This is a genomic window from Streptomyces sp. NPDC025793, from assembly GCF_055558375.1.
Genome location: NZ_JBVHMR010000019.1, coordinates 59,863 through 86,413, shown reverse-complemented (window position 1 = coordinate 86,413; position 26,551 = coordinate 59,863). Strand labels below are relative to the sequence as shown.

Genomic DNA, 26,551 nt, shown 5'->3' with positions numbered 1-26,551 from the left:
GGCAGTTGCGTTGGGCCGGTTTGATCACGTGACGCCGGTCGAACCAGGACGCGGACGAGCGCGGACCCTTGCGCGGCTGAATACTCCGAGCTGCTATTCGGCTCGGCTGCGGCAAGGGTGGGGGCCGTCGCCTACGTACCGTCTAGTGGTTGCCGACGACATCGGCTGTCTGGAGAACCTCGCCGTAGCGCCGGCGTCCGCGCAGTTCGGTCTGCTGTCGAGCAAGACCCTCTCGGTCACGACGAGTCATCGTCCGTGCGCTCCCGCCTGAGGTACACCCTTGTTGGAATCAGACAATCTCTCACTTTCAAATCGGTCGACTCCTAGCCTGATTTCCCTTTTGGATGCTGTCATGATCCCCATGAGGGCAAGTCGGGCGCTATGTAGGATCTACAAAATTCAAGGAGGCTCGTGTGACCCGCAACGGTCGCGTGCTGGTGACAGGCGTCGGTGCGATGACTCCGCTGGGAGCCGATGCGCCGTCGTCGTGGTCGGGGCTGCTGGACGGTAAGTCGGGGGTGCGCTTCTTGGAGGAGGAGTGGGCTGCCGACCTGCCCGTGCACGTTGCGGCAGGGCTCACGGTGGACCCTGCCTCCCTGCTTCCGAGGACAGAGGCCAGAAAGCTGGACCGCGGTGAGCAGGTCGCCGTCCTCAGCGCGCGCGAAGCCTGGCAGGACGCCGGTGCTCCGCAGGTCGAGCCGGAACGATTCGCCGTCGTCATCGGTACTGGGACGGGCGGTGTCCTCGCCACGCTGGGGCAGGACGACATCTTCGAACGCTCCGGAATTCGCCGGATGTCGCCGTTCACGGTCCCCATGCTGATGCCCAACGGGCCGGCTGCTTGGGTGAGTATGGACCTGGGCGCGAAGGGAGGCGCCAGGACTGTGGTGAGTGCCTGTGCGTCCGGGGCAGAGGCACTCGCCCTGGGGCAGGATCTGATCCGCAGCGGACGGGCCGACGTGGTCGTCGCAGGTGGGGTGGAAGCTTGCCTGCACCCCTTCACCATCGCGGCATTCGCCCAGATGAAGGCCCTGTCGACGCAGTCCGTGGACCCCGAGACCGTGTCCCGCCCGTTCGACGTCAAGCGGTCCGGGTTCGTCATGGGCGAGGGCGCGGGGATGATGGTGCTCGAACGCCCCGAATTCGCCCGGGCCCGTAGAGCACGTGCCTACGGCACGCTGGCGGGCAGTGCCGTGAGTTCGAGCGCGAACCACATCACGGCCTCCGACGCGGACGGCCAGGCCTACGCCATGGAACTGGCGCTGCGCGATGCCGACCTGACTCCGGCGGACATTGGGGTCGTGCACGCCCACGCCACCTCGACGGAGTCCGGTGACCTGGCGGAGGCCGAGGCGATCGGCCGGATGATCGGCAGCCACGCTGCGGTGACGGCGACGAAGTCGATGACAGGTCACATGATGGGCGCGTCCGGAACGGTTGGCGCCATGGCCGCTCTGCTCGCGCTGAAGGACGGCACGGTGCCGGCCACGCGCAACCTCGACGAACTCGACCCGCGCGTGGAACTGGACGTGGTGCGCGGCGACCGTCGCACCGGTCAGTGGAGTGCCTCGCTGGCCAACTCGTTCGGGTTCGGCGGACACAACGTCAGTCTCGTCTTCACCAGGTGACGACGAGACCTTGACCGTCACGCTGGGCGGCATGTGCCCCTCAGGGCCGGCAGCCGCCCAACGAACCTGTCCGGCTGGTGCCATCGGCACCAGCCGGACACTCATGTAGCTACACGGCCGCGCGCGACTCCTGTACGCGGTCCGCCAGTGACCGGATCGTCGGTGCGGAGAAGAGCGTTGAAACGGGCAATGAGACGCCCAGTTTCTTCCTCACCACTGCCATCAGACGTACGGCCCGCAAAGAGTCTCCGCCTAGATCGAAGAAGTTGTCGAGGACGGAGAGCGAGGACGTTTCGAAGAAGCCCTTCCACAGGGAGAGCAGGGCCTGTTCCTCCTCGGTGGCAGGACGAGCGTTCTCATCCTCCGTACCCGGCTCACCCTCGTGCCGGGCCAGTGCGGTGCGGTCCACCTTCCCGTTCGCCGTCAGGGGCAGTTCGTCCCACACGGTCACCAGGGCCGGAAGCATGTACGGCGGCAGGAATTCTTCTGCGGCCCTCTTGATGTCCGCGCCCGTTCGCCTGGTACCCGCCTCCAGTACGACGTGCGCCACCAGTCGCTTACGGCTCCGGTCGCCCGGGGCTGTGACGACGGCGCCCGCGACCTCCGGACATCGCTGCAGCGCGGCTTCCACATCGCCCAGTTCAATCCGGTAGCCGCCGACCTTGACCTGCATGTCGTCGCGGCCGAGGAACTCGATTTCGCCGTTGGGCAGGAGCCGTCCCCAGTCACCGGTCCGGTACACGCGTTCTCCGGTGACCGGAGAGACGGTGAAACTCTTCGCGGTCTTCTCCGTGTCGCCGAGGTATCCACGGGCCAGGCCGACGCCGGCGATGCAGATTTCGCCTACGACCCAAGTGGGGCGTGGCCGTAGGAGCGTGTCCGCCACAAATACCCTTTGGTTCCGCATGGATGTGCCGTAGGGGATGGACGGAAACGTCGCATCTTCGGGCACGATCCGATGCCGGATCGACCAGATCGAGGCCTCGGTCGCACCCCCGAGGCTCCACAGCGCCGCCTGGGGGAAGAACCGCCGGATCTCGACGGGCAAGGCCACCGGGATCCAGTCCCCGCTCATGAGGACGGCGCGCAGCGAGGACGGAGCCTTCGGAGATGGAGGATCTGTGTCCTGTGACGACGTCAGGTGCTCGCACAGCATGGCCATCAAGGCGGGAACGCTGTTCCACACCGTGACGCGCCCCTCGGCCATCAGGGAAAGCCAGTCGGCGGGTTCGCGTGCATCCTCCGGACTGGGCAGCACAACTGCGCCACCGACAGAGAGGGGGCCGAAGATGTCGTAGACCGACAGATCGAAGTTGAGAGCCGAGAGGCCGAGGATTCGGTCGTCTGCGGTGAGCGACAGCAGGTCGTTGACGTCGAGGATGGTGTTGACCGCTGATCCGTGCTCGATTACCACCCCTTTGGGGACGCCCGTGGAGCCGGAGGTGTAGATCACGTAGGCGACGTCCCCAGGTGCCACCAGGACGTCCGGTGCCGTGTGGGCCGAGGTGTCCCCGAACGGGCTGGGCGCCTCGACGTCCAGCACCGTGAGGCCATCGGGCCAGTCGACGGCGTTGCGCAGCGCGGGCTGGGTGAGGACCGTGTCAAGACCCGCGGCGGCGACTACCGCGGCGAGGCGCTGGGCCGGCCAGCGCGGGTCGATGGGGACGTACGCGCCTCCCGACCGCAGCACGCCCATGCTGCCGACCACCTGCTCCCAGCCCTTGTCCATCACCACGCCGACCAACGTTCCAGTGGTGGTGCCATGCTCCGCCAGGAGAGAGGCCACACGAGCCGACTCCGCGTCGACGTCGCCATAGCTGAGGCGCCGGTCCCGTGAGATCACGGCGACAGCCTCGGGAGTACGTGCAGCTCGTCTGACGAAACGGGAATGGAGGGTGTGGTCCGAGGGGAGCTCGGGTTCCGGAGTGCGCTGGAGCCTGCCGGCGGCGGGGCCCAGCTCGGGGTCGTTCGCCCAGGCGGGTGCGAGCCAGGCGGAGTTAGCGACAGAGTTCACGAATCAGCCTCTCGTATGCGGTGAACATGGAGTCCACGACGCCCTCCGGGAACACTTCCTCCACCACGTCCCAGTTGAGGATCAGACCGCCTCTCTCCTCGAACGCTGTGTGGTCAAGGATGACTTGCGGGGTGCGGACCCCGCTCCATACCGGCGTGCCTGTCGAGCCCATGCGGCACAGCCAACCCACAGGCCCGGCCTGCTGCCCGTCGGCGGCGGCCCCGCCGATGGTGCTGTTGAAGACGACTGGCATGCGGGCCCGCCCCGCGCTCGCGTCCATGCGGCCGAGGTCCCTGAGCACGTCGAGGCCGGAATAGACGGTGTGTTCCATGTCCTGCATCAGCTGCCGTTGGATCCGGCGGGCCGTGTCCCGGAACGGATCGGCCTGGTCGACCCGCACCTCGAGCAGACTTGTGGAGGAGAAGTTGCCTATGACATTGGATGTGTCCACACCGGCTATCGCGTCCCGTTGTGAGACAAGGCATGTGATCGTGAAGTCCGGTGTCTTGGACCACGCGGCAAGCACGTGACAGTACGCCCCCAGCACGGCGCCCGACGCCGTCAGACCGGCTGCCGCGGCATTGCGCTTGAACTGTTCCCACTCCGGCGCGTCGACGCGTAGGAAGCGGTTGGTGAACACGGGGCGCGGCACATCGGCGAGGCGGACTGCGAGTGGCAGTTCCGGAGCGGGAGGCAGGCTCTGGAGCCGACCGCTCCAGTACGACCTGCTCCGGTCGCTCTCTGCTGACGCAGCCTGCTCGCGGATCTTGAGCGTGAACTCGTGGAACGTGGACCGGAGTTCCGGGAGTTCCCTGTTCGGGCCGTCGTAGAGCTGCGCCCACTCCTTGAAGAGGACGGAGGTGCTGCTGCCGTCCGAGACAAGTACGTCTATGCCGAAGTGCAGTCGCGTGACAGTCGAGCTGATGACTGTGGCGCGAACCGTGAACAGGGGCCAGCTCGTGACGTCGAACTCCTTGGCCTTCAGCTCCGCGTGTATCGCAGCGAGCCGCTCGACGCGTTCGTCCTCTGTGAGCCGGGTCAGGTTCTCGACGGGGATCGATACGCGCGGCACGGTGCCCAGCACCTTCTGGCTCCCGGCCTCCGGGGCGAAGACGGCCCGCAGCATCGGATGGCGCCGTACGAGCCGGTCGAGCGCGTGCTCGGCCGCCGCCACGTCGAAGTCGGTCAGGTCGACCTCCACGTACAAGTACGTGGAGACGTTGCCCAGTTCGAAGTCACCGGCGCGTCCCGCGAGATACGCCTCCTGAAGTTTGGTCAGGGGAAACGGGGCGGAGTCGGGTATGGAGGGCTCCTCTGCCCGCAGCACGTCGGCGTCCGTGCTCTGTTCCGCCTTCTGCCCCGCGGGTGCGGCAATCGGCGCCGGAGCGGGCCTCGGCTCAGTGACCTGGCCTGGGTCGGGCTCCTCGGACTCGTCCGACTCCGGCCCGTCATCGGGCCGGAACAGGTCCACGACGTGCGAGACGAGTGCCTCCGGAGTCGGGTGGTCGAAGACCACGGTGGCGCCCAGCCGGACATCGAGTCTGCGGCCGAGGCGGACGCGTAGCTCCATGGAGGTGAGGGAGTCGAAGCCCATCTCGTAGAAGGACTGCTGGGCATCCACGCGCCGGGGGTCGGTGCCGAGCAGTTCGGCCACGCTCTCCTTGACCACTGTGAGCAGGCCGGCGACGCGTTGGTCGTGGGATGCGTCCGTCGAGTTCAGGAGGTCGAGGACGGTGGCCGCCTCCTGCGGACGGGTGGGCCTGTCGGCCCCGGCACATGGCTGAGCGGGAGCGGCAGGCGTCTCCTGCATCTCCAGCTGTGGTGCCGGCGAGGGCGGGGCAGCGACGACCGCGGGTGCAGGTGTCCGCACCTTCTCGGTCCGGGCCGCTCCACGCCCTGCGAGGCGGGAGAACAGGAATGGGCCGTCCGCCGTTGCGTCGTCGGTCGCGTCGAACACAGCGAGACGCGCCGCGATCACGGCGGTGGTGCCGCTGCTGAGTGCGGCGTCAAACAGGGAAAGCCCCTCTGGCACCGTGAACGGCGCCACTCCGTTGCGCCGCAGTCGCAGCAGATCTGCCTCGGCGAGGTGCCCCGTCATACCCGTCGCCTCGTCCCACAGACCCCAGGCGACGGAGTTGGCCGGCCGACCCTGTGCCTGGCGCCACTGTGCGAAGTGGTCCAAGAAGGTGTTCGCCGCAGCGTAGTTGGCCTGGCCGGGCCCACCGAGCGCGCCGTAGAGAGAGGAGAAGACGGTGAAGAAGCGAAGGTTGTCCTCACGCGTCGCAGCGTCCAGGTTGAGCGCCGAGTCGACCTTGCTCGTCAGGACCCGGTCGAGTTGTTCAAGCGTCATGTTCGGCACGATGGCGTCGTCGAGGAGCCCCGCGGCATGGACAACGCCTGCCAGTGGACGTTCCGAGCGCAGTTGGGCCAGGGCCGTGCGCAGGCGATTTGCGTCGGTGACGTCGGCCTCGAGAACGCGAACGGAGGCTCCCAGACGCTCCAAGTCGGAGGTGAGGGCCGTGATACCCGGCGCCTGACGGCCACTTCGGCTGAGCAGCGCCACGGACCGTACAGACTTCTGGGTGACGAGATGGCGGGCCAGGGCACGACCGATGGTGCCGGTGCCGCCGGTGATGACGACGGTGTCGTCACCGCAGTCCGGAAACGGGGCGATGACGGAGACATGAGGCCATAGATACGGGCGCAGCACACGGTCGGCGCGCACGGCCAGCTGGGCCTCGGAGCGTCGCAACGCCGCCTTGACCGGGCTCGGTTCGGTGACTGCGGCGTCGTCGACGTCGATGACACGGATATGACCCGGGTTCTCGGTCTGCGCGGTGCGAACCATGCCCCAGAGAGCGGCCGATGCCAGGTCGTGTGCGTCATCGCCGGGCACAGCCACCGCGTTCCGCGTGACGAACGTGAGCAGGGCACGCCCGGAGAGGTCCTCGGCGAGCATCCACTGCTGGACGGCCTTCAGCGCCCACGCTGCCGTGCCATGGACGTGAGCCGCGGTAGCGGTCCCGGGGCCGGTCGGCGGGGCGGACAGGACGACCTGCCAGTCTCCGGGCAGAGCCCTGACGATCATGATGGCTTCGTCGAGCGTGGCCACTGTGATCCCGCCGTGTGCGGTGTCCCGCAGGGACGAGGCGAGCGGCCCGTCAGCGCCCACGACGCACAGGCGGCGTTCCACGCCGAGTTCGCCCTCGGCCTCCGCCCAATCGGTTGTGTAGAGCATGGCCTCCTCGTGGTCCGGCTGCTGAGAGGGTCGCTCAAGGCCACGGACCACCATGCGGTCGATGCTCAGCAGCACGTGTCCGTCGTCGTCGGCCACAGTGAGGGCGATCGCGTCGGGAGCCACTCGGCGGGCAACGGCCCAGCACTGGTCGGCATCATCGCCGTCACCGACACGTACGCCGTTGAATATGAAGGGGACGGCGATGTCGCCTGCCGCCGACGTTCCGATCAGGCCACAGGCCACAGCGGCGTGCAGTGCTGCGTCAGACAGTGCCGGGTGCAGTGCGAAGCCGCTGTGGTTGATACGGGCGCTGTCCGGCAGGACCAGCCGGGAGCGAGCCCAGCCGTCGCCGTGCTCTCCACTGCGTACGCCTTGGAACGCGTCGCCATAGCCATACCCCGTCTCGCGCAGCCGCGAGTACAGCGCGTCGGCTTCCAGTCGTTCGGCACCAGGCTCGGTCGTGAGACCGGCGGGAGCCGGTCGAGGGGTCTCGGGGGACACCAGGCCGTCTGCGTGATGCCGCCACTCGGCGTCGGCTGCCGAGCGCGAGTACACCGCCACGGCCCGTTTGCCCTGCGCGTCGGCGCGTTGCACGGTCACCTGTACATCGATCTGCGTCCCGTCCACCGGCAGGAGCAGCGGATCCCGGAGCACCATCTCGTCGAGGGTGGGGCAGTCGAGCTCGCGCCCCGCCGACAGCAGCAGCTCTGCGAAGGCAGTGCCGGGCAGCAAAGGCGTGTCCTCGACCCGGTGGTCCATCAACCAGGGATGACTTCGGATGGAGAGACGCCCGCTCATCACCACAGTGCCGTCGACCGTCTCGACAACGGATGTCAGGAACGGGTGGCCGCCGGCTGCGATCCGCGTCCCGCTCGCGCTCGGCCGAACGGCGGCGGACACGGAGACGGCCGCGGTCTTCATCTGCGACGGAAGCCAGAACCTGCGCCCTTCGAACGGGTAGGTGGGGAGGCCGTCCGGAGTCGGCCCCCCGGACCACGCACCGGCGTGCAGGGCAGCCCAGTCGATGTCGTGTCCTTGTACGGAGGCCTCGGCGACAGCTGTCAGGAACCGCTCGTACGAACCCTGGTCTCGGTGGAGTGTCGCGCACACCGGGGCGTCGCTGTCGGCCTGCTGCAGAATCTGACGCAGCGAGGTGAGGAGCACCGGATGCGGGCTGATCTCGATGAAGGCGTCGTAGCCGTGCGACACCATGGCCGTGACGGTCTCGGAGAATCGGACCTGCTCGCGCAGGTTCCGGTACCAGTACGCGGCGGTCAGATCCTGCCCCCGTACGCGGTCACCTTCGACCGTGGAGAAGAAGGCCACATCCTCCGCGGAGGCCTGGAGGCCGTCCAATCCAGCCATGATCCGGCCTTCGAGTTCGGCCACGACAGGCGAGTGCGAGGCGCACTTGGCCGGGACCCGGCGGGCGTACACGCCCTGGTCCTCGCACCGGTCCAGCAGACGCTGGATACCGGGTTCGTCGTCACCGGACAAGATGGTGAAAGCGGGGCCATTGGTCGCCGCAACAGTGAGATGCGCGCCCGCTTCGCGTGTGGCCGCCAACGCCTCCTCAACGCCGAGCGCCACAGCCGCCATTCCGCCGCGTCCCTCGTCCTCCAGAACACGGCTACGGCAGGCGACCACACGGGCCGCCTCATCGACACTGAGAGCACCGGCGAGGCACGCGGCGGCGACCTCGCCCTGAGAATGTCCGATCACTGCGGCAGGCCGGACACCAGCGAGCCTCCACATCGAAGCGAGACCCAACATCATGGTGAAGATGAGTGGCTGGACGACGTCCGTGCGCTCTCGGTCCGTCTCCTGGTCCTCGCCGGTCAGCACCGCCAGCAAGTCGTAGTCGAGGTACGGCTTGAAGGCTCCTGCGACCTCCTCGATCCTCAGACGGAAGACGTCGGAGTCCTTGAGGAGCTGCACGGCCATGGCATCCCACTGGGACCCCTGCCCGGGGAACACGAAGACCGGGCGCCGAATGCGCCGTGCCTCATCGTGCATGACCGCTGGGGAGTCGGTGCCGTCGGCAAACGCCTGGAGCGCGGCGGCCAGGTGCTCTCGTCCTGCTGCGATGGCGACGGCTCGGTGGGCGTGGTGTTCGCGCTGTGTGGCGAGTGCCTGAGCGGTCGCCGCCACGGATGAGGACCCGGAGGTGAGGTGTTCGGCCACCCTCGCGGCGTGAGAACGCAGAGCCGTCGGCGTCTTGGCAGAGAGGGTGAGGACGTGCGTGGCGTCGTCGGAGACGTCCGCCGGGGCTGCGACAGCCGTCGACTCTTCCTCCCAACTTTCGAGAATGACATGGGAGTTTGTGCCGCTGACACCGAACGATGAGACGGCGCACCGCCGTACGCCGTCCTGTGCTGCCGGCCAGGGCCTGCTCTCACGCAGGACTTTCACGGACGAGGACCAGTCCACGTGGGAGTTGAGGTTCTCGACGTGCAACGTCTTGGGCATGGTGCCGGCGCGCATCGCGCCCAGGCACTTGATGACGCCGCCGACTCCTGCCGCAGCCATGGTGTGGCCGACGTTCGACTTGAACGAGCCGATCCAGACGGGTTCGTTGCCGCGGTCCGCTCCGTAGGTGGCCTGAATGGCGTTGGCCTCGATGGGGTCGCCGAGCTTGGTGGCCGTACCGTGCGCCTCCACGAGCTGGATCTGGCCGGCTGCGAGCCCGGCGTCGGCGAGCGCCTGCTGGATCACCTTGACCTGAGCCTTGCCGCTGGGTGCTGTGAGGCCGTTGCTCGCTCCGTCCTGATTGACGGCGGTTCCCTTGATGACGCCGAGGATGCGGCGCCCATTGCGTCGGGCCGCCGAGAGGCGTTCAAGGACGAGGACGCCCGCACCTTCGGCCCAGACAGTTCCGTTGGCGGTGTCGGAAAAGGTACGACATCGTCCGTCCGGCGAGAGGGCGCCCTTCTTCGCGTAGTCCACGAACATACCGGGCCCCGCGAGTACGGAGCAGCCGCCCGCGAGCGCCAGGTCTGTCTCGCCGCTGCGCAAGGACCGGACAGCGGTGTGAATCGCCACGCCGGAAGACGAACAGGCGGTGTCGATAGTCAGGGCAGGACCTTCCAGGCCCAGGAGGTAGGCGATCCGCCCGGACGCCACGCTCGGTGCGGTGCCGGTGCCCATGAAACCGGCCGTCTCGTCCTGCCACTTCCACAGCGGCATCCCGTACTCGTTCGGCATCAGCCCGACGAATACGCCGGTCTGTGAACCTTTGAGGCTTGACGGGACGATGCCGGCCCGCTCGATCGCCTCCCAGGCGACCTGCAGGAGCACCCGGTGCTGCGGGTCCATGGAGATGGCCTCAGCGGGCTTGATTCCGAAGAAGTCGGCGTCGAAGAGGTCCGCCTCGTGGAGGAACCCGCCCTGGCGCGCAAAGTCCGGGTCGTAGAGATCCTCGGTGTGCCACTCGCGGTTGTCGGGAAAGTCGGTGATGGCGTCCCGGCCCTCGTCGACCAGGGCCCACAGGCGCTCCGGGGTATTCATGCCGCCGGGGTAGCGGCAGGCCATACCTACGACGGCTATGTCTTCGGGCTCCGTTGTGTTCTCAGCCACGGAGTGCCTCCAGTTCGGTGTTCAGGTGTGCCGCGAGGTCGTTGATCGTCGGGTGGTCGAAGAGCGCAGCCTCCGGGAGTTCCACGGCGGTGGCGGCCATGACACGGTCCTGGAGTTCAAGCAGGGACATGGAGTCGACGCCCAGGTCGTTGAAGGTGCTGTCGGGATCCATGCCCAGACGCTCGTCGCCTGTTTCGCCCACAACGGCGAGGAATTCGCGCTCCAGGAACGACCGGATGAGCCAGAGCCGTTCCGAAGGATCGGTGGCCTGCCCCCAGTCGTCGAGCAGGGGACGTGTGCGGGCCTCTTTCGGTACCGCAGGGGTCGGTTCGGTGGCCCGGGCAACGGAGCGGGGCGGGGTGGGGCCGTGAAAGATGTCGCGTTCGAAGGGGTACGTGGGCAAGCCCGGTACCTTGAGCAGTCCTGTTCCCAATCGATCCGCGACCTTGGCAATGCCTCCGTGGGCGGCGTAGGTACCAGCGACGGAGACCCAGGCAGCTCGTTCGGTTCCTCCCTTGTGCAGCCAGTCCGCAGGGATGGCCAGGTCGTGGCCTGCCACGACCTTGAGCAATCCGTCGTGCATCTCGTCCCAGCATCCGCCGACCACTGCGGCCCGGTGCTCGCCCTCGTCCCGCTGGGCGAGGGACCAGGCCACATCGCTCACGGTGCAGCGCTCCGTGGGGAAGGAATGTTCGAGGAAGGCGCGGGCCAGTGCGCGGACCGCTTCGCGGGTGCGACCGGAGAGGCACCACACGGTGTCCGGAGCGGGGCGCTCGGACGGAGTCCGGGACACGAGCCGACCGGACGAATCCGTTGTGCCGGGTGAACGTGCCAGAACGACATGGACGTTGGTTCCGCCCATGCCGAACGAGCTGACCCCGACGACTTCGTCGGTTCCCAGGCTCTCCTCCTGGTCCGTGCCGACGACTCGAAGGTTGAGGTCCGCCAGCGGCATTTCGTCGCGGCTGCGGTGATGGTGCAGCGTTGGCGGCAGCTGCCCGTGATGCAGTACCAGGCATGCCTTGATGAATCCGGCGATGCCCGCCGCCGACTCCAAGTGCCCGATGTTCGACTTGACCGAGCCCACGAGCAACGGCGTGGCCCGCGAGCGCCGCCGTCCGATGGCCTCGCCGAGGGCCTCGGCCTCGACTGGGTCACCCACTGGCGTGCCCGTGCCGTGCAGTTCGACGTAGCCGACCGAAGCACCCGTGACCCCAGCGGCGCGGTGGGCGGCTTCGATCACCTCGCGCTGGGCGTCCGAGCTGGGGACGCCGAGACCGGTTCTGCCCCCGTCGTTGTTGGTGGCACTGCCGCGCACCACGCAGTAGACGTGGTCGCCGTCGCGTACGGCAGCCTCGAGTGGCTTGAGTACGACGACGCCACCCCCTTCGGCGCGGACGTACCCGTTGGCGTGCTCGTCGAAAGCGCGGCAGCGGCCGTCGGGGGACAGACCGCCCCACAGCTGAATCTGGTCGGTGACGTCCGGCAGGAGGTTGAGGTTCACGCCGGCGACGAGCGCCGCATCGCATTCACCCAGTCGCAGGCTCGCGAGCGCCCGGTGCAGCGCGCACAGGGAGGACGACTGGCCTGTGTCGATGACTTCACTGGGGCCGCGCAGTCCGAGGTGATGGGAGACGCGCCCTGCCAGCAGAGAGCGGCTCGAGCCCATGTGCCCGAACCTGTCGAGGCGCCCGGATACGAAGTACTGCGTTCTGAAGTCATCGGCGCACGCCCCCACATAGACGCCCCAGCGCGTTGCGCTCAGGCTGTGTGCGGGAACAGCGGCGTCCTCCAACGCCTGCCATGCGAGTTCGAGGAGGAGCCGCTGTTGCGGATCCATGTGCTCTGCTTCGCGCCGGACGATGCCGAAGAACCCGGCGTCGAACTCGTTGATGCCCTCGATGAAACCGCCATGCCGTATGGGATTGCGGGGTTCGACGGGCGCAGGTCCGACGCGTTCCTCCCAACGACCGGGCGGAGCGGTGCCCACGCTGTCCGCCGCGGACACGAGGTTGCGCCAGAACGCGCCCGGAGCGTCGGCACCGGGAAAGCGGCACGACAGACCGATGACAGCCACGGGGGGCGCGCCTGGGGCGGTGTACGACGGTGTCGGTTGTGACTGCTGTGTCCGTGTGGTCATCAGGCTGCTTCACCTGTACCTGCGGTGCCCGAGCAGGATGGCTGTGGTCCAGGGGCAACGACGAGATTCCTGATTCCCCGGAAGGTGGGGCTGGCCTTCCAGACCATTTGCTGGGGCGTCGTGCGGACGGAGAGTTCTGGACAGCGTCGGATGAGGACGTCGAACGCGACTTCCGCCTCCAGTCGCGCGAGGTGCTTGCCGATGCAGTTGTGGATGCCGCCGCCGAAGGCCAGATGCTCACGGCGCGGCTGGTCGACCGTGAAGCGGTCGGGATCCTCGAAACGCGCATCGTCGCGGTTGGCCGCGGCGAAGGCCAGGAACACAATGGAGCCGGCCGGGATGGTCACCCCGCCCACTTCGACGGACTCGGTGGCGTACCGGTACAGCGACAGATTGAAGGGGGACTGATGGCGCAGCATCTCTTCCACGGCGGTCGGCACGAGCGACCGGTCCCGCCAGACGCGCGCCTTCTGATCCGGGTCCGACTCCAGCACCAGCAGCCCCGTGACGATCAGGTTCGCCGAGGTTTCGTACCCGGCGGCGAGGAGTGCGTACGCCTGGGCGACTGCCTGTGACTCGCTGAGTGAAAGGGCGAGTTGCGTCAGGATGTCGTCGGTGCCTGTCTCACGTCGTTGCGCGATGAGGCCGCGCAGGTAGCCGACCATCCGCTGCGCATCGCGGTGGAGCACCTCGGGTTCCGCGTCACTGGTGATCGTCTGTACCCATTGGTGGAACGTCTTGCGATCCTCGCGCGGAACCCCGAGCGTGTCACAGATGACTCCGATCGAGTAGGGGAAGGCGAAGTCCTGGACGAGGTCGAACGACTCCTGTCCTGCGACGGCGTCCAGGACCGAATCGGCCACTTCGCGCATCGCCTGGCGCTTGGGAGCCACTGCCCGCGCGGTGAAGTAGCTGTTGAGCGGTTTACGTAGGGCGGTATGGACGGGCGGGTCGTTGTTCGCCATGTTGTCGTAGAGCAGCGAGCTCCGGTCCTGCCCCTGTCCGCTGTCTCGGGCGCTCGCCGCGAACAACGGCATTGCTTCATCTATACTTTTACGGAACCGGGCATCCTGCAGTACAAATTCGATGTCTTCATAGGAAGTCACCATCCAGGCGTGCAAGTTCGGCGGCAGGTAGGCCATACCGGTTTCGAGCACGACCTCAGTGGGTTTGTTTCCGCGTTGTTTTATCGCCTGGTAGACGGAATGTGGATCTTTATAGAAAGCGGCGTCGAGATGGACGGGGCACCTGTTCTCGCGTATCTCGGGTGTCATGAGCTTCTTTCAATTAAGTGAAAAATTAGTGCCGCTTAATGGTTTCTTAGATGTCAGGCATGGTCGATGACAAGTGACACGTTGTGCTCGCCGAAGCCGAAGGAATTGTCCGATGCGGCCCGGAGCGGTCCCGTGCGTGGCTCGTCCGTCACCACATCCAGATCGATGCGTGCACCCACTTTCCGCAGGTTGCGGTTCGCCGGGACAGCGCCGTCGCGTCGCGCCAGGACGCCGCGGCCGCGCCCGTGGCTCCGGCCGCCCCCAACATGTGGCCGGTCATGGATTTCGTCGCGGTGACCACGGTGTGTGTACGGATGCCCTGGGCAATGGCATCGGATTCACACGCGTCGCCCTGAGGTGTCGACGTCGTGCAGGCATGGACGTGCCCCATGTTCTCCCCGGTGATCCGTGCGTCATCTGACGACAGGGCCATGGCACGTACCTGTCCCGCCACAACCGAGGCGGTGATGTGGACGGCACTTGAACTGGTGCCCACCCCAGGGCAGTCGCGCAGGCGCGAGCAGCGCGGGCGCCCGCGTGTTTGCTCGCTTTAGGACGACGACTCGCTCTAGGGCGACGACCGCGCCACCCTCGGCAAGGACAAAGCCAATTGCGCTGGGCGTCGAAGGGCCGGCTGGCGTGCCCCGGGTCGTCGTTGTATGTGGACAGCGTCATCATCTGCGCGAAGCCGGTGAGTGGCAGGGGTAAAACGCCGGTTCCCGCGTCGCTGGCCACAGCGACATCGGCCTGACCGGCCCGCATGAGGTCCAGGCCCAGAGCGATGGCCTCAGCCCCCGACGCGCAAGCGCCGACGGGAGCATGGGCGCCGCCGTGTGCGCCCAGGTCCGGGCCGACCCACGCGGCCGGGCCGTTGGCCATCACCATGGGCACGGTGTGCGGTGAGACCCGCCGCGGTCTCCCGGCCTCGACCGTGTCGTTCTGGGCCGGCAGGGACGTGACGCCGCCTATGCCGCTACCCATTGGTCACCGTGAGGCGCTCAGACGGAAGATTCGGGGAGCCCGCGTCCTGCCAAGCCTCCCGGTACGCGACGAGGGCGATCTGCTCCGCACGGTCGATCCGACAGGCTTCGGTTCGCGCCAGGGAGTCAGCGGGGCTCACCGCAAGGCGCCCGGCGATCCGGACGGGCAGCCCGCGGGCCCATTCGTCCTCCAGATATCCATTCCTGTCGGCGCCGCTCCGCATTGCTGCCCACGTGCTCGGCATATATACGCCGAGCGGTGTCATTGCACCCAGACCGGTAACCCATACGTCCACTGTTCCATCCTTCCTTCACTGCGGCCGGTCGGGTTCCGGGCCCACAAAGCCAGTGTAGGCGCTGGGTATTTCTCCGACAGTTCCCATCTGGGGGGAATGGGAAGAGCGTCCGAAGAAGCGTCGACGTGTAACGCGTATACCGCACTGCCAAGGAGAGGGACTCCGTGAGGCTTTGCACGCTAGTCAATGCTCAGGCGTGCCGCAAGAACCCCCAATTCCAGGGGCGATGGCGAGTAGGGGGGGCTCCTCCCCCCTAATTTTCCGCACAAAGAAGGCGCGGCTGATCCGACCGCCAGCCCCCGTGCGGCGCCGCGGCGGACGGGCATCAGCAGCGTGAGGGCCACCGAGGTAGGGGGGTGTCGCCGGGCATGTTTTGATTGCGTGAGCAGTACGTGTGGCGGCCGAAACAAGGCCGCCCTGGAAGGAGCGATGTCCGTCATGGAGTTGGCAGAGCGATGCCGAGCGCAAGAACTTCTTGACAGGCTCTTTAGCGAGGCCCGTGACGGTAGGGGGCAAGCTGCTCTGGTTCTCGGTCCCCCTGGGGTCGGGAAGACCGACGTGGTCGACTACGTCAAAGGGCAAGCCGAGCGGGCGGGCGCGACCGTGCTGAGTGCTACGGCATCGGTGGCGGAGCGCTCGTTCCCGCTGGGCGTCGTCGCCCAACTCTTGTCTTGTTTGGGATACTCCATGGACGAGATCACGGCTGCGTGCGAATCGCCGACCAAGGTCGCCGCCGCGGTGTACGACACCGTCTGCGCTGTGGCCGAGCCCACACCTCTGATCGTCACCGTTGATGATGTCCACGACATCGACAGTGAGTCCCTGCGATGCCTGCTCTACGTCATCCACCGCGTGGCTCCACTGCGTGTCCTCGTCCTCCTCACCGGGAGTTCCGACCTTCCCCAACAGAGTCCGGTACTGACCGCTGAGTACATGCGCAATCCCAACTGCTCGCTATTGCGCCTTGCCTCGATGTGCGCTTCGTGTGTCAAAGGAGTACTCGCCGAGCACCTGGGAAGCGGCGTCTGCGACCGGACCGTGTCCCTGTGGCGGCGGGCGTCCGGGGGGAGCCCTCTTCTGCTGCACGCGCTTCTGAGGGACTGGTCGAGTTCCGGTGCATCAGGCGAAGCGGGCCAGGGCGCGGTTTCCCCCCCACCTGGTGGCGACGCGGTCCGGTTCGCAGTTCAGTACATCCATGGTCTGATGACGGAAGACGGGCTGCGGACCGCGCGGGCTCTCGCTGTCCTTGGAGAGTCGGCCACCGCAGAACGAGTGGAGCGCCTGCTGCACCACCTGGGTATGTCCGCCGGTGATGCCGCACGATCGCGCAATGCCCTGGAGGCAGCCGGCCTCACCGACGGTCTCCGCTACCGCCTGGAGGCAGCTCGTGACGTGGTACTGGACGGAACCCCGAGCGACGAACGGACATGGCTGCATCGAAACGCCGCACTGGCACTGCGCGAGAGCAACGCTGAACTAAGTGAAGTCGCGAGACATTTGGTTCACGCGCGGACCGCTCAGGAGCCTTGGGCGGTCATTGCCTTGCGGGAGGCGGCCGCGCAGGCACTGCATGAGCACGACGCTCAGCGGGCCATCGCCTTCCTTCGAGCCGCGTACGACGCGTCCGTCGACGGCTCGACGCGCGCGGTGGTCCGGGCCGAATTGGCACAGGCGGAGTGGGAAGTGGACCCGGGGGCAGTTCGCTGGCACCTGACCGATCTGCTTGATGAGCACCGGGCCGGCAGGCTGAGCTGGGAACACAGTTTGCTGCTAGGCATGTATCTGTTGTGGTCGGGGCGGACGCAGGAGGTCAGCGCTCTCCTCGCCGACCTCGATGCCGTACGGGAGGAGTTGGCCCAGGACGAGCGGGCCCGCCTGGACACATTGCGGGTCTGGTTCGCGTACTTCTTTCCCGCCAACGGCGCGCGCTACCGACACAGCCCCCTGGAGTCCCCGAACGAACCGGGCCGGCGCATCGTGTCAGTGGATCCACAGTGGGATGCAGCGCTGATGCTCGCATCGCTCCTGACTGACGGGCCTACCGACGACGCGTGTGGAGCCGCTGAGCAGCTCCTGCAGGCTCAGGTGCCGCATCAACCACGCTTGGCACCGACGATGGCCGCGTTGATTTCGCTCATTCGCGCCGCGCGTCTCGAACGAGCCGCAGACTGGTGCGACCGGTTGGTCGTGGGCTGCTCGGAGCGCACGACCACCTGTCAGGCGATCCTGCTGGCTGCCAGCGCGACCCTGGAGAGCTGGCTGGGCAATTTCACGACTGCGCTGGCCCGTGCGGAGCAGGCCCTGACGCTGCTGCCTCCGTCGGCTTGGGGGGTGGCCATCGGTCTGCCGCTCTCTGCCAAGGTTCTCGCCTGCGTCGGCCTCGGGGACCCCGAGGCGGCTGCCGAGTGCTTCTGCACCCCAGTTCCCAAGTTGATGTTCCAGTCCCTGCCCGGACTGCACTACTTGCAGGCGCGCGGTCGCCTCCACCTGGCTTCGGGGCGTCACCAAGCGGCGCTCGGCGATTTCTACGCGTGCCGGGACCTGATGGCCGCCTGGAAGCTCAAGGTGTCCGTCTTCACAGCCTGGCGGGTCTATGCCGCCGAAGCGCTCGCCGAACTCGGTGACAGGGACGAGGCGGCGCGTCTCTTGGAGGAGGAGCTGGCACAGCCGGACACGGGCAGTCCGTGGCTGCGCAACCAGGCGCAGGTGCTGTATGACCGATTGCGCAGCGCCGGCGCCGATGCGGGACCCAGCATGAGGCCGTCGGCGGTGACCGAAGAGCACCATACGCTGAGCAGGGCCGAACAACGCGTGGCCCAACTCGCGCAAGAGGGTCTCACCAATCGGGAGATCGCCGAGCAGCTCGGTGTCACCCCCAGTACCGTCGAGCAGCATCTGACCCGCATCTACCGGAAGCTGGGGGTGCGGGGCCGTGCAGGACTCCCCGCGGCACGGAACTCAGCAGACACGCTGGGGGTTTGAACGAGATCTCACGTTGTGCGCAGTCCCCGGCCTGCCTTGTGTCCGAGATAGCCCTCGCTTACCAGTTCCCTGAGAACGGTTGGCGGTTCGCAGCCCGCCTCGGGAAACTCGGCGTGCAGACGTTCCAGGATCGCCAGGGAGACGTCGAGACCGATGGCGTCGAGCAGAGTGAACGGCCCCATCGGGTATCCGAATCCCCGTTCCACCGCGGTGTCGAGCGCACCGACGTCGAGAGCGGCGTCGTCCAACGACCGCAACGCGTCGGCGAGATAGGGGAAGAGGAGGCGGTTGACGATGAAACCGGCTCGGTCGGGACAGGCCACGGCGACCTTACCGAGGTCGGCACAGAACTCGCGGCCCGCATCCATCACGTGTTCGCCCGTGTCGGGCGTCCGCACCAGCTCCACCAGCTTCATCACTGGCGCAGGGTTGAAGAAGTGCAGGCCGACCGTCTCTCCGGGGCGGTCGGCCGGAGCAGTGCAGGCCGCGACGGACAGGCTGGAAGTAGTGGTGGCCAAGATCGCACCAGGGCGACAAACAGTCCCCAGCTGTGCGAAAACGCTGCGCTTGATCTGGAGATTCTCCGCGACAGCCTCGATGACCAGGTCGCAGCCGGAGAGCGCCGAGACGTCGTCGACGGTGGTGAGTGCGGCGGTCGCCTCTTTCTTCCGTGCCGGGGTGATCCTGCCCCGACGCACCGCCTTGACCAGCGATGCCTCGATGGCTGTCGTGGCGCTCCGGGCCTTGTCCGTGCTACGAGCCACCAACGTTACGCGGAGCCCGGACGTGGCGCATGCCTCCGCGATACCGCGCGCCATCGTGCCGGAGCCGAGCACACCAACGTGGCGTATCGAACGATGAGTTGACGCACAGTCAGTACGCCACCGCTCGACGGGGGCCTTCTCGCCCGATACTCCTTGGTCGTTGTAACCGTGGAAGCCCTGGCCGGTCTTCCTTCCCAGGATGCCCCTTCGCAGCATCGATGTCAGGAGCGGCACCGGGCGGAAGGCTGCCTTATCCGTGCGATTCCAGTGAGACTCCAGGTAGCTGTGGACCTCGTCCACGCCCAGCTCGTCGATCAGCTCCAACGGACCGGACGGCAGTCCGCAACCGAGCCGCATCGCGGTATCGACGTCGCGGGGGGAAGCGAAACCCTCCGCGACCATGGCAGCAGCGCGGTTGAGGTACGGGTAGACGAGCCGAGCGGCGGAACTGCTCGCACGTTGCCCGAGAACGGTGCATTCGAGGCCGATGGCCGTCGCGAGGCGTTCCGCCACGGCAACTGTTTCGTCGGACGTCACTGAGGTGCGTACGACTTCGGCGCGCCTACCGGACGCCGGCGGGCGCAGCAGACGCAGGCCGGCGATCCGGTCGGGACACCCCGCGGCAGTGGTGAGAGGGAAGAGCGGCAGCGAGGATGCCGTGGTGACGATTGCGGTGTCGGGTGGACAGACCTGACGCAGCTGGCGAAGTACGTCGCGCTTGGCGGCCGCATCCTCGGCGACCGCCTCCACGACGACACCGACGTGGGCCAGCGCGGAGATCTCGGTGGCCAGCGTGCAGGACGCGGACTCTCCGGTCTCGTCGAAGCCTTGGTGCTTGAGGCGTTGCTCGACCCTGGCGATGACATCGGGTTCATGGTCCACGCCGACCACAGGGCACCCTGTGGCGGCCACCATGCGCAACAACGCTTCGCCGACCGTCCCGAGTCCCACGATCCCGACGGCACGGCCGGGTCCCAGTATGTCCTGCATGTCCGTTCCTCCGGTTCTCATCGGCTTCGGTCCCGGGTATTCAGGGCCGGAAGCGGTTGATGGCGTCGATGTGCTGGGCGCGCATCTCCTCGTCGCGCACGCCGAGACCTTCCCCGGGTGCGAGGCACAGGACGCCGACCTTGCCCTGGTGCAGGTTGCGGTGGACGTCGTAGGCGGCCTGGCCGGTCTCCTCCAGGGAGTACACCTTCGACAGGGTCGGGTGGATCCTGCCCTTGGCGATGAGGCGGTTGGCCTCCCAGGCCTCGCGGTAGTTGGCGAAGTGGGAGCCGATGATGCGCTTGAGGGACATCCACAGGTAGCGGTTGTCGTACTCGTGGTTGTACCCGGAGGTCGAGGCGCAGGTGACGATCGTGCCGCCCTTGCGGGTGACGTAGACGGAGGCGCCGAAGGTCTCGCGGCCGGGGTGCTCGAAGACGATGTCGACGTCCTCGCCGCCGGTGAGTTCACGGATGCGCTTGCCGAACCGCTTCCACTCCTTGGGGTCCTGGGTGTGCTCGTTCTTCCAGAACCGGTAGTCCTCGGCGTTGCGGTCGATGACCGCCTCGGCACCCATGGAGCGGCAGATGTCCGCCTTCCCCTCGCTGGAGACGACACAGATCGGGTTGGCGCCGCCGGCGAGCGCCAACTGCGTGGCGTACGAGCCGAGTCCGCCGCTCGCGCCCCAGATCAGGACGTTGTCGCCCTGCTTCATGCCAGCGCCGTTGCGCGAGACCAGCTGGCGGTAGGCGGTGGAGTTGACCAGACCGGGAGCGGCGGCCTCCTCCCACGACAGATGACCGGGCTTCGGCATCAGCTGGTTGGACTTGACGAGCGCTATCTCGGCGAGGCCGCCGAAGTTGGTCTCGAAGCCCCAGATGCGCTGCTCGGGGTCGAGCATCGTGTCGTTGTGCCCGTCGCTCGACTCCAGCTCCACCGACAGGCAGTGCGCGACGACCTCGTCACCCGGCTTCCAGGCGTTGACCCCGGGCCCGGTGCGCAGCACGACGCCCGCGAGGTCGGAGCCGATGATGTGGTATGACAGGTCGTGACGCTTCGTCAGCTCGCTGAGCTTGCCGTAGCGCTCCAGGAAGCCGAAGGTCGGCAGCGGCTCGAAGATCGAGGTCCATACCGAGTTGTAGTTCACGGAGGAGGCCATGACGGCCACCAGCGCCTCGCCAGGGCCGAGGTCGGGCACCGGGACTTCCAAGAGGTGAAGGGACTTGCGTGGGTCCTTCACCCCCGAGTCCAGTCCATCGAACATCCCGATGTCGGCCTTGCAGACGGCGATGCCTCGATAGCTGTGCGGGAGCGGCAGCGCCGCGTAGTCGTCGGACGTCGCCTCGGTGGAGACGATGGCATCGACTATTTCCTTCACGTGGTTTCCTCCGTGGGGGCGAGTGCGAGGTGGGGCAGTGCACGCCCTTCTCGCCAGAGATTAGGTGGGCTCCCTTCTCGCCGAAATCCCCTACTGACGACGACCGGACCAACTGCCCCCCTACCGGCCCACATGGCGAAAGTAGGGGATTGCTGCTGTCGCGCCACCCGGGCATCATGTGCAAACGCTAGGCTTCGCCCGGTTCATTGTGAAGAATGATTTGGAGTTGGCAGCGTGGTTGGCAAGCCCGTTAAAGAAACCGCTTGGGTGCGCAGGTTTCACCCTTCACTTGAGGCGCGATACCAGCTGCTCTGTTTCCCGCATTCAGGTGGATCTGCCAGCTTCTTCTTTCCGTTCTCGCGGCAGCTGTCCCCAGAAATCGACGTGTGGTCCATGCAGTATCCAGGGCGACAGGACCGTAGGTCGGAGGCAAATATTCCGCATCTTCACGAGATGGCTGACCGTGTTGTCGAGGCGGTGGGCCCGCTACTCGATGGCCCCTACGCCTTGTTCGGGCACAGCATGGGTGCAACGCTCGCTTACGAGGTCGGGTTGAGGTTGCAGTCGAGCGGAAATCGTCCCGAAGCCCTCTTTGTCTCGGGGCGACCTGCCCCGCACCGTAACGTCGACAAGGGACTGCACCGACTTTCGGACGATGAGATAGCCGATGACATCCGCGCGCTCGACGGCACCGGCTCGGATATGTTCGGCGACGCGGACGTACTCAAGATGTTCCTCCCCGCGATTCGCAGCGATTATCACGCTGCGGAGACGTATAAATATGTGCCCGGCCCCATTCTGAAATGCCCCATCCGAGGCTTCACGGGATTCTCGGATCCACGGGTGGAGGTCAGTGAACTGCACCATTGGGGCGATCATACGGAGGGATCGTTCGAGTTGGATGTCTTCTCGGGAGGGCATTTCTATCTCGTTGACGGCCAGGAAGACATCGCCAGTGAAATTAAGCGCACCCTGTGCGGTGCCGGACATCGGTAAGGAAACGAGGGGTTGTGTACGTATAAAGAAGCCGGCCGTCGAGCCCTGGACGACGCGGGGGTCCGTCCCGCCGGGCTGCCCTGGATCATTGCCGCCACTCCCACACCCGACCAGCCCCAACCCCCTACTGCCGCCGTCGTTCGGCGTCTGCTCGGCGCCGACCGTGCCGCCGCCTTCGACGTGAACGCCGTGTACGCGGGATTCGTCAGCGAGGTGTATTCGCGCGTCGTCGAACCCGTCGGATCGCCGAACCGCTCCGCTCTTCGGGGACGGGGCAGGAGCGGTGGTACTCGGGCCGGTCACTGGGGTGGGCGGATCCCTCGGTGGCAGCGTGGCAACGGACACCCGACTGCTCGACCTCATCGGCATCGAGGCAGGTGGGAGCCGGCAATGGTCCTCCCCTGACACCCTCGCCCGTGGCGGGCACCGTTTCCGCATGCGTGGGCGTGAGGTCCGCGACTACGTGACACGGGAACTCCCGCGTGCCGTTCACGACGTGCTGACGGATCTGTCCGTTCCGCCGGAAGAGATCCGGCTTTGTCCCGCATCAGGCCAATGGAGCGATGCTCAAGGGCATATGGGGCCGCTTGGGCCTGCCCAATGCGCACCTGCACATGCCGGTCACCCGGCACGGCAACACCGGCTCGGCTTCCATTCCTCGCTCTGGACCATGCGTACGGCTCGGGCCGGCTCAAGGCCGGACAGCTGGCCATGCTTGCAGGGTCCGGTGGAGGAATGACCATGGGAACTTTCTTGATTCCCTGAAGTAATCACCAGTTCGCGCCAGGATAACAACGACGTAAGGACTGACATGGATGCGTTGAAGAAATTTGCCCCTTTGCCTGCCGAGCCTCCGCCGGGCTGCCCGTTTTCCCCGCCACAGGAATACACGCAGCTACGTATTGAACATCCGGTCAGCCGTGTCTCAATGCCCGACGGGAGCTGGGCGTGGCTGCTGACGCGCTATTCAGACATCCGTAGCGCTCTTGCGGACCCCCGGTTCAGCTCGGACGCAAACGCTCCGGGGTTTCCTCGAAGCGGAATGGTGACCGCAGGTGAAGGCAGCAGTCTCATCCGTACCGACCCTCCTGAGCACGGGCGCCGTCGCAGGATGCTGACGCCCTCTTTCACCGTGAAGAGCGTGTCCGCGCTGCGCCCTCGCATCCAGCAGATCACCGACCAACTGTGCGATGAGATGGAGGAACAAAAACGCAAGGACGGACCCGATGGGTCCGTGGACTTGGTGAGGTACCTTGCACTCCCGCTTCCGTCCCTTGTCATCAGCCTGCTGCTTGGCGTGCCGTATGAGGACCGGGACCTCTTCCAGTCGGTCACTGCCACCGTGCTCTCTCGGGTGAACACGGAAGACGAGCGCACCACAGCCCGTAAGGAACTGCGTGCCTACCTGGGCCACCTAGTCGCCGCCAAGGAGAGGGATCCGGGGGACGACATCCTCAGTGAGCTGGTCCGCGCGCAGATGCACGAAGGACAGCTGACCCGAGAAGAGGTGACGGGGACAGCCACGCTGCTGTTGATCGCCGGGCACGAGACCACCGCGAACATGATTGGGCTCGGCGCGCTGACGCTGCTCCGCAATCCGCAGGCAGTTGACGAGCTGCGCGAGGATCCTTCCTTGATGCCGGGAGCCGTCGAGGAACTGCTGCGTTTCCACAGCATCACGCGCAGCGGGCCGCGGCGGGCCGCGATCGCGGATGTCGAAGTGGGCGGCCAACTCATCAAGGCGGGCGAGGGAATCGTATGTGCTGTTGCCTCCGCCAATCGTGACCCTGAGCAATTTCCGGATGCCGATACGATCGATATTCGGCGTCGGAATGCCCAGCGTCACATCGCCTTCGGGTACGGCGTGCATCAGTGCCTCGGTCAATCCTTGGCCCGTGCTGAGCTGGAAATTTCTCTGAACACGCTGCTGGCCCGCTTTCCAGAGCTGCGTCTGGCAGTGGAATTCTCGGAGGTTCCGTTCCGCAGCGACATGTTGGTCTATGGCTGCCATGCACTTCCGGTCACCTGGTAACTGATCAGCAATCGCCGACCTGGCACCTGAAGAGGAGAACCATGAAGATTTCTATCGACGCGGAATATTGCTGCGGCGCAGGACAGTGCGTATTGGCTGCGCCGGAGATTTTCGACCAGGACGACGACGGGATCGTGATCCTTCTGGACCCCGCGCCTTCCGACGAAGTGCGTGATGTCGTCGAGGATGCCATTGCCGTCTGCCCGGCGGACGTGATCCACGTGGAATGAAACTGAAGTGGCCGACTGATTACTGAAGTTGAACTTGATGCAACTATCTTCGAGGGAAGGGTCGATTCCATGTGCGGTATTGCCGGCTGGGTTTCGTACCGTCGGGATCTGACGCAGCAGTCACAGGTTCTCGATGCCATGACCGAGACCATGGCCTGTCGCGGCCCTGACGCAAGAGACACCTGGACGGATCGGCACGCCGCCCTTGGCCATCGACGGCTCGCCATCATCGACCTGCCCGGCGGCGCACAGCCGATGAGGGTGGACACCAGAGACGGCGAAGTGGTGATGGTCTATGCGGGAGAGACCTACAACTACACCGAACTGCGCGACGAACTCCGCGGCCGCGGACACCGTTTCACCACCGACTCGGACACCGAGGTCGTGCTCCGCGGCTATGTGGAGTGGGGCGAGGCGATCGGCGAGCACCTGAACGGCATGTTCGCCTTCGCCATCTGGGACTCACGCACCGAGAAGCTCGTCATGGTCAGGGACAGGCTCGGCGTCAAGCCCTTCTACTACTACGAGACCGAGGACGGCATCCTCTTCGGCTCCGAGCCCAAGGCGATCCTGGCGAATCCGCTCTGCTCCGCTGTCGTCGGCCTGGACGGGCTGAGGGAGATGTTCTCCTTCGCCAAGACCCCGGGGCACGCGATCTGGGAGGGGATGCGCGAGCTGCGCCCCGGTCACGTCGCGGTGACCGACATCAACGGGCTGCGCGAGTACGCCTATTGGCAGCTTGAGGTCAGCGACCACACGGACGATCAGCAGGCGACCGTCGCGCACGTCAGGGAGCTGCTGGAAGACATCATCGCCCGGCAACTCGTCGCGGACGTACCCCGCTGCACGCTGCTCTCCGGCGGTCTCGACTCCTCCGTCATCACCGCCCTCGCGGCCCAGCAGCTCAGGGAGCAGGGGGAGACGGTCCGCAGCTTCAATGTGGACTTCCCCAACCAGGAGGAGAACTTCAGGGCGATCGACCTCGCCCCCACCCGGGATACCCCGTACGCGCACGCGGTGGCCGAACACGTACGGAGCGCGCACCGGGACATCATGCTTCACGGCAGCGCGCTGGCCGACCCGAAGGTGCGGCAAGCGGCCGTCGGCGCACGGGACTTCCCCAACGGGATCGGCGACCGCGACAACTCTCTCTACCTCCTCTTCAAGGCCGTCCGTGAGCAGTCGACGGTGGCGCTCTCCGGGGAGTCGGCGGACGAGTTGTTCGGGGGCTACCCGTGGTTCCACGACGACAAGTTCCGCTACGCGGACACCTTCCCCTGGCTCGCCGGCAAGGGGTCCCTCTTCGAGGCGGGCGGCCTCCTGGACGACGACCTCTCACGTCAGCTCGACCTGAGAACTTACGTCCAGGACCACTATCTCAGCGCCCTGAAGGAGGTCCCGTTCAAGGAGAGCGAGACCGGCCTGGAGAGGCGGATGCGCCAGGTCTGCTATCTGAACGTGACGCGGAAAATGCAGCCCTTGCTCGATCGCAAGGACCGGATGAGCATGGCGGCCGGGCTCGAGGTGCGTGTCCCGTTCTGTGACCACCGTCTCGTGCAGTACGTGTTCAACACTCCGTGGTCGCTGAAGGCGTTCGACGGCAGGGAGAAGAGTCTTTTGCGTGCTGCGACGCGTGACTTGCTGCCGCAGTCCGTAGTCGAACGCAAGAAGAGCGGCTACCCCAGTACCTTCGACCCGCAGTATCTGGCGGCGGTTCAGTCCCAGGTCTCCGACCTGCTCACCCGTGACCACCCGGCACTGACACTGTGCAGCCGGGACCGCCTGAGCGAGGCGATGAAAGCGGACAAGGACACCATCAGCCTCCAGCAGCGGACGGTACTGGAACGTTCTCTTGACCTGGCGACGTGGCTCGAGCAGCGGAACCCGACGCTGAAGCTCAATTGATCGGGCTGTTCTTTGGCTGGGCTTGCCCTGCTGACCGGGGCGAGCCCGGCCTGAGCATTGTCCTTGATTGCGCAGTTCAAACAGGACGAGGTCGCGCTCGTCGACTATTCGCCGAGCCCGCCCGGGGTGAG

The 26,551-nt window shown here is 66.4% G+C and carries 14 protein-coding genes and 3 pseudogenes; 8 read left to right on the top strand and 9 right to left on the bottom strand.

Annotated features, from left to right (window positions below):
• Nucleotides 1–413: 413 nt before the first annotated feature.
• Nucleotides 414–1,628 (top strand): beta-ketoacyl-[acyl-carrier-protein] synthase family protein, encoded by a 1,215-nt coding sequence (locus ACZ4MF_RS30685; protein ID WP_467495177.1) that lies wholly within the window; start codon nt 414–416, stop codon nt 1,626–1,628.
• A gap of 109 nt (nt 1,629–1,737) precedes the next feature.
• On the opposite strand, the gene ACZ4MF_RS30680 is transcribed toward ACZ4MF_RS30685, so the two are convergent.
• From ACZ4MF_RS30680 to ACZ4MF_RS30650, 7 genes and pseudogenes are all read right to left on the bottom strand, one after another.
• Nucleotides 1,738–3,642, bottom strand: coding sequence for an amino acid adenylation domain-containing protein (locus ACZ4MF_RS30680; RefSeq protein ID WP_467495175.1), 1,905 nt, complete (start codon nt 3,640–3,642; stop codon nt 1,738–1,740).
• The gene (locus ACZ4MF_RS30675; protein WP_467495173.1) at nt 3,626–10,456 is read right to left on the bottom strand and encodes an SDR family NAD(P)-dependent oxidoreductase; all 6,831 of its coding nucleotides are present in this window, start codon (nt 10,454–10,456) and stop codon (nt 3,626–3,628) included. Before ACZ4MF_RS30675 ends, ACZ4MF_RS30680 begins: the two co-directional genes overlap by 17 nt.
• Entirely contained in the window at nt 10,449–12,596 is a 2,148-nt protein-coding gene (locus ACZ4MF_RS30670) for a beta-ketoacyl synthase N-terminal-like domain-containing protein (protein ID WP_467495171.1), read from the bottom strand. Before ACZ4MF_RS30670 ends, ACZ4MF_RS30675 begins: the two co-directional genes overlap by 8 nt.
• On the bottom strand, nt 12,596–13,870 hold the full coding sequence (locus tag ACZ4MF_RS30665) for a cytochrome P450 (protein ID WP_467495169.1): 1,275 nt from the start codon (nt 13,868–13,870) through the stop codon (nt 12,596–12,598). The genes ACZ4MF_RS30670 and ACZ4MF_RS30665 overlap by 1 nt, the downstream gene beginning before the upstream one ends.
• 148 nt (nt 13,871–14,018) lie before the next feature.
• The gene (locus ACZ4MF_RS30660) at nt 14,019–14,303 is read right to left on the bottom strand and encodes a hypothetical protein (protein WP_467495167.1); all 285 of its coding nucleotides are present in this window, start codon (nt 14,301–14,303) and stop codon (nt 14,019–14,021) included.
• Between the two features lie 248 nt (nt 14,304–14,551).
• Nucleotides 14,552–14,851: pseudogene (locus ACZ4MF_RS30655) on the bottom strand (beta-ketoacyl synthase N-terminal-like domain-containing protein); the annotation flags it as partial.
• Entirely contained in the window at nt 14,844–15,095 is a 252-nt protein-coding gene (locus ACZ4MF_RS30650) for a hypothetical protein (protein ID WP_467495317.1), read from the bottom strand. The gene ACZ4MF_RS30650 and the pseudogene ACZ4MF_RS30655, both read right to left, overlap by 8 nt.
• A 480-nt stretch (nt 15,096–15,575) precedes the next feature.
• On the opposite strand from ACZ4MF_RS30650, the gene ACZ4MF_RS30645 reads away from it, so the two are divergent.
• Entirely contained in the window at nt 15,576–18,128 is a 2,553-nt protein-coding gene (locus ACZ4MF_RS30645) for a LuxR C-terminal-related transcriptional regulator (protein ID WP_467495165.1), read from the top strand.
• A gap of 8 nt (nt 18,129–18,136) precedes the next feature.
• Here ACZ4MF_RS30645 and ACZ4MF_RS30640 read toward each other — a convergent pair whose 3' ends face one another.
• Together ACZ4MF_RS30640 and ccrA are read right to left on the bottom strand one after the other, a co-directional pair.
• Nucleotides 18,137–19,882, bottom strand: coding sequence for a 3-hydroxyacyl-CoA dehydrogenase NAD-binding domain-containing protein (locus ACZ4MF_RS30640; protein WP_467495163.1), 1,746 nt, complete (start codon nt 19,880–19,882; stop codon nt 18,137–18,139).
• 40 nt (nt 19,883–19,922) lie between these two features.
• Nucleotides 19,923–21,257 carry a crotonyl-CoA carboxylase/reductase gene (gene ccrA, locus ACZ4MF_RS30635; RefSeq protein WP_467495161.1) on the bottom strand — a complete coding sequence of 445 codons (1,335 nt, stop codon included), beginning with the start codon at nt 21,255–21,257 and terminating at the stop codon, nt 19,923–19,925.
• A gap of 234 nt (nt 21,258–21,491) precedes the next feature.
• Here ccrA and ACZ4MF_RS30630 point away from each other — a divergent pair, with 234 nt between their 5' ends.
• The 6 genes and pseudogenes from ACZ4MF_RS30630 (at nt 21,492) to asnB (ending at nt 26,420) form a co-directional block, all read left to right on the top strand.
• A complete protein-coding gene (locus tag ACZ4MF_RS30630; protein ID WP_467495159.1) occupies nt 21,492–22,253 on the top strand; it encodes a thioesterase II family protein in 762 nt (253 codons plus the stop codon).
• Between the two features lie 217 nt (nt 22,254–22,470).
• Nucleotides 22,471–22,554, top strand: a pseudogene (locus ACZ4MF_RS30625) (hypothetical protein); the annotation flags it as partial.
• A gap of 205 nt (nt 22,555–22,759) precedes the next feature.
• A pseudogene (locus tag ACZ4MF_RS30620) lies at nt 22,760–23,018 on the top strand (3-oxoacyl-[acyl-carrier-protein] synthase III C-terminal domain-containing protein).
• A 46-nt stretch (nt 23,019–23,064) separates the two neighbouring features.
• Nucleotides 23,065–24,285, top strand: a complete 1,221-nt coding sequence (locus tag ACZ4MF_RS30615; RefSeq protein WP_467495157.1) for a cytochrome P450 — start codon at nt 23,065–23,067, stop codon at nt 24,283–24,285.
• Between the two features lie 41 nt (nt 24,286–24,326).
• Nucleotides 24,327–24,515 carry a ferredoxin gene (locus ACZ4MF_RS30610; RefSeq protein WP_467495155.1) on the top strand — a complete coding sequence of 63 codons (189 nt, stop codon included), beginning with the start codon at nt 24,327–24,329 and terminating at the stop codon, nt 24,513–24,515.
• Between the two features lie 69 nt (nt 24,516–24,584).
• Nucleotides 24,585–26,420 (top strand): asparagine synthase (glutamine-hydrolyzing), encoded by a 1,836-nt coding sequence (gene asnB, locus ACZ4MF_RS30605; protein ID WP_467495153.1) that lies wholly within the window; start codon nt 24,585–24,587, stop codon nt 26,418–26,420.
• The last annotated feature ends 131 nt before the right edge of the window (nt 26,421–26,551 follow it).

Coding starts and splice junctions, on each gene's coding strand:
- ACZ4MF_RS30670 (WP_467495171.1), bottom strand. CDS start 12,596: ATGACCACACGGACACAGCAGTCACAACCGACACCGTCGTACACCGCC.
- ACZ4MF_RS30665 (WP_467495169.1), bottom strand. CDS start 13,870: ATGACACCCGAGATACGCGAGAACAGGTGCCCCGTCCATCTCGACGCC.
- ACZ4MF_RS30660 (WP_467495167.1), bottom strand. CDS start 14,303: ATGGCCCTGTCGTCAGATGACGCACGGATCACCGGGGAGAACATGGGG.
- ACZ4MF_RS30650 (WP_467495317.1), bottom strand. CDS start 15,095: ATGCCGAGCACGTGGGCAGCAATGCGGAGCGGCGCCGACAGGAATGGA.
- ACZ4MF_RS30645 (WP_467495165.1), top strand. CDS start 15,576: ATGTCCGTCATGGAGTTGGCAGAGCGATGCCGAGCGCAAGAACTTCTT.
- ACZ4MF_RS30640 (WP_467495163.1), bottom strand. CDS start 19,882: ATGCAGGACATACTGGGACCCGGCCGTGCCGTCGGGATCGTGGGACTC.
- ACZ4MF_RS30615 (WP_467495157.1), top strand. CDS start 23,065: ATGGATGCGTTGAAGAAATTTGCCCCTTTGCCTGCCGAGCCTCCGCCG.
- ACZ4MF_RS30610 (WP_467495155.1), top strand. CDS start 24,327: ATGAAGATTTCTATCGACGCGGAATATTGCTGCGGCGCAGGACAGTGC.
- asnB (WP_467495153.1), top strand. CDS start 24,585: ATGTGCGGTATTGCCGGCTGGGTTTCGTACCGTCGGGATCTGACGCAG.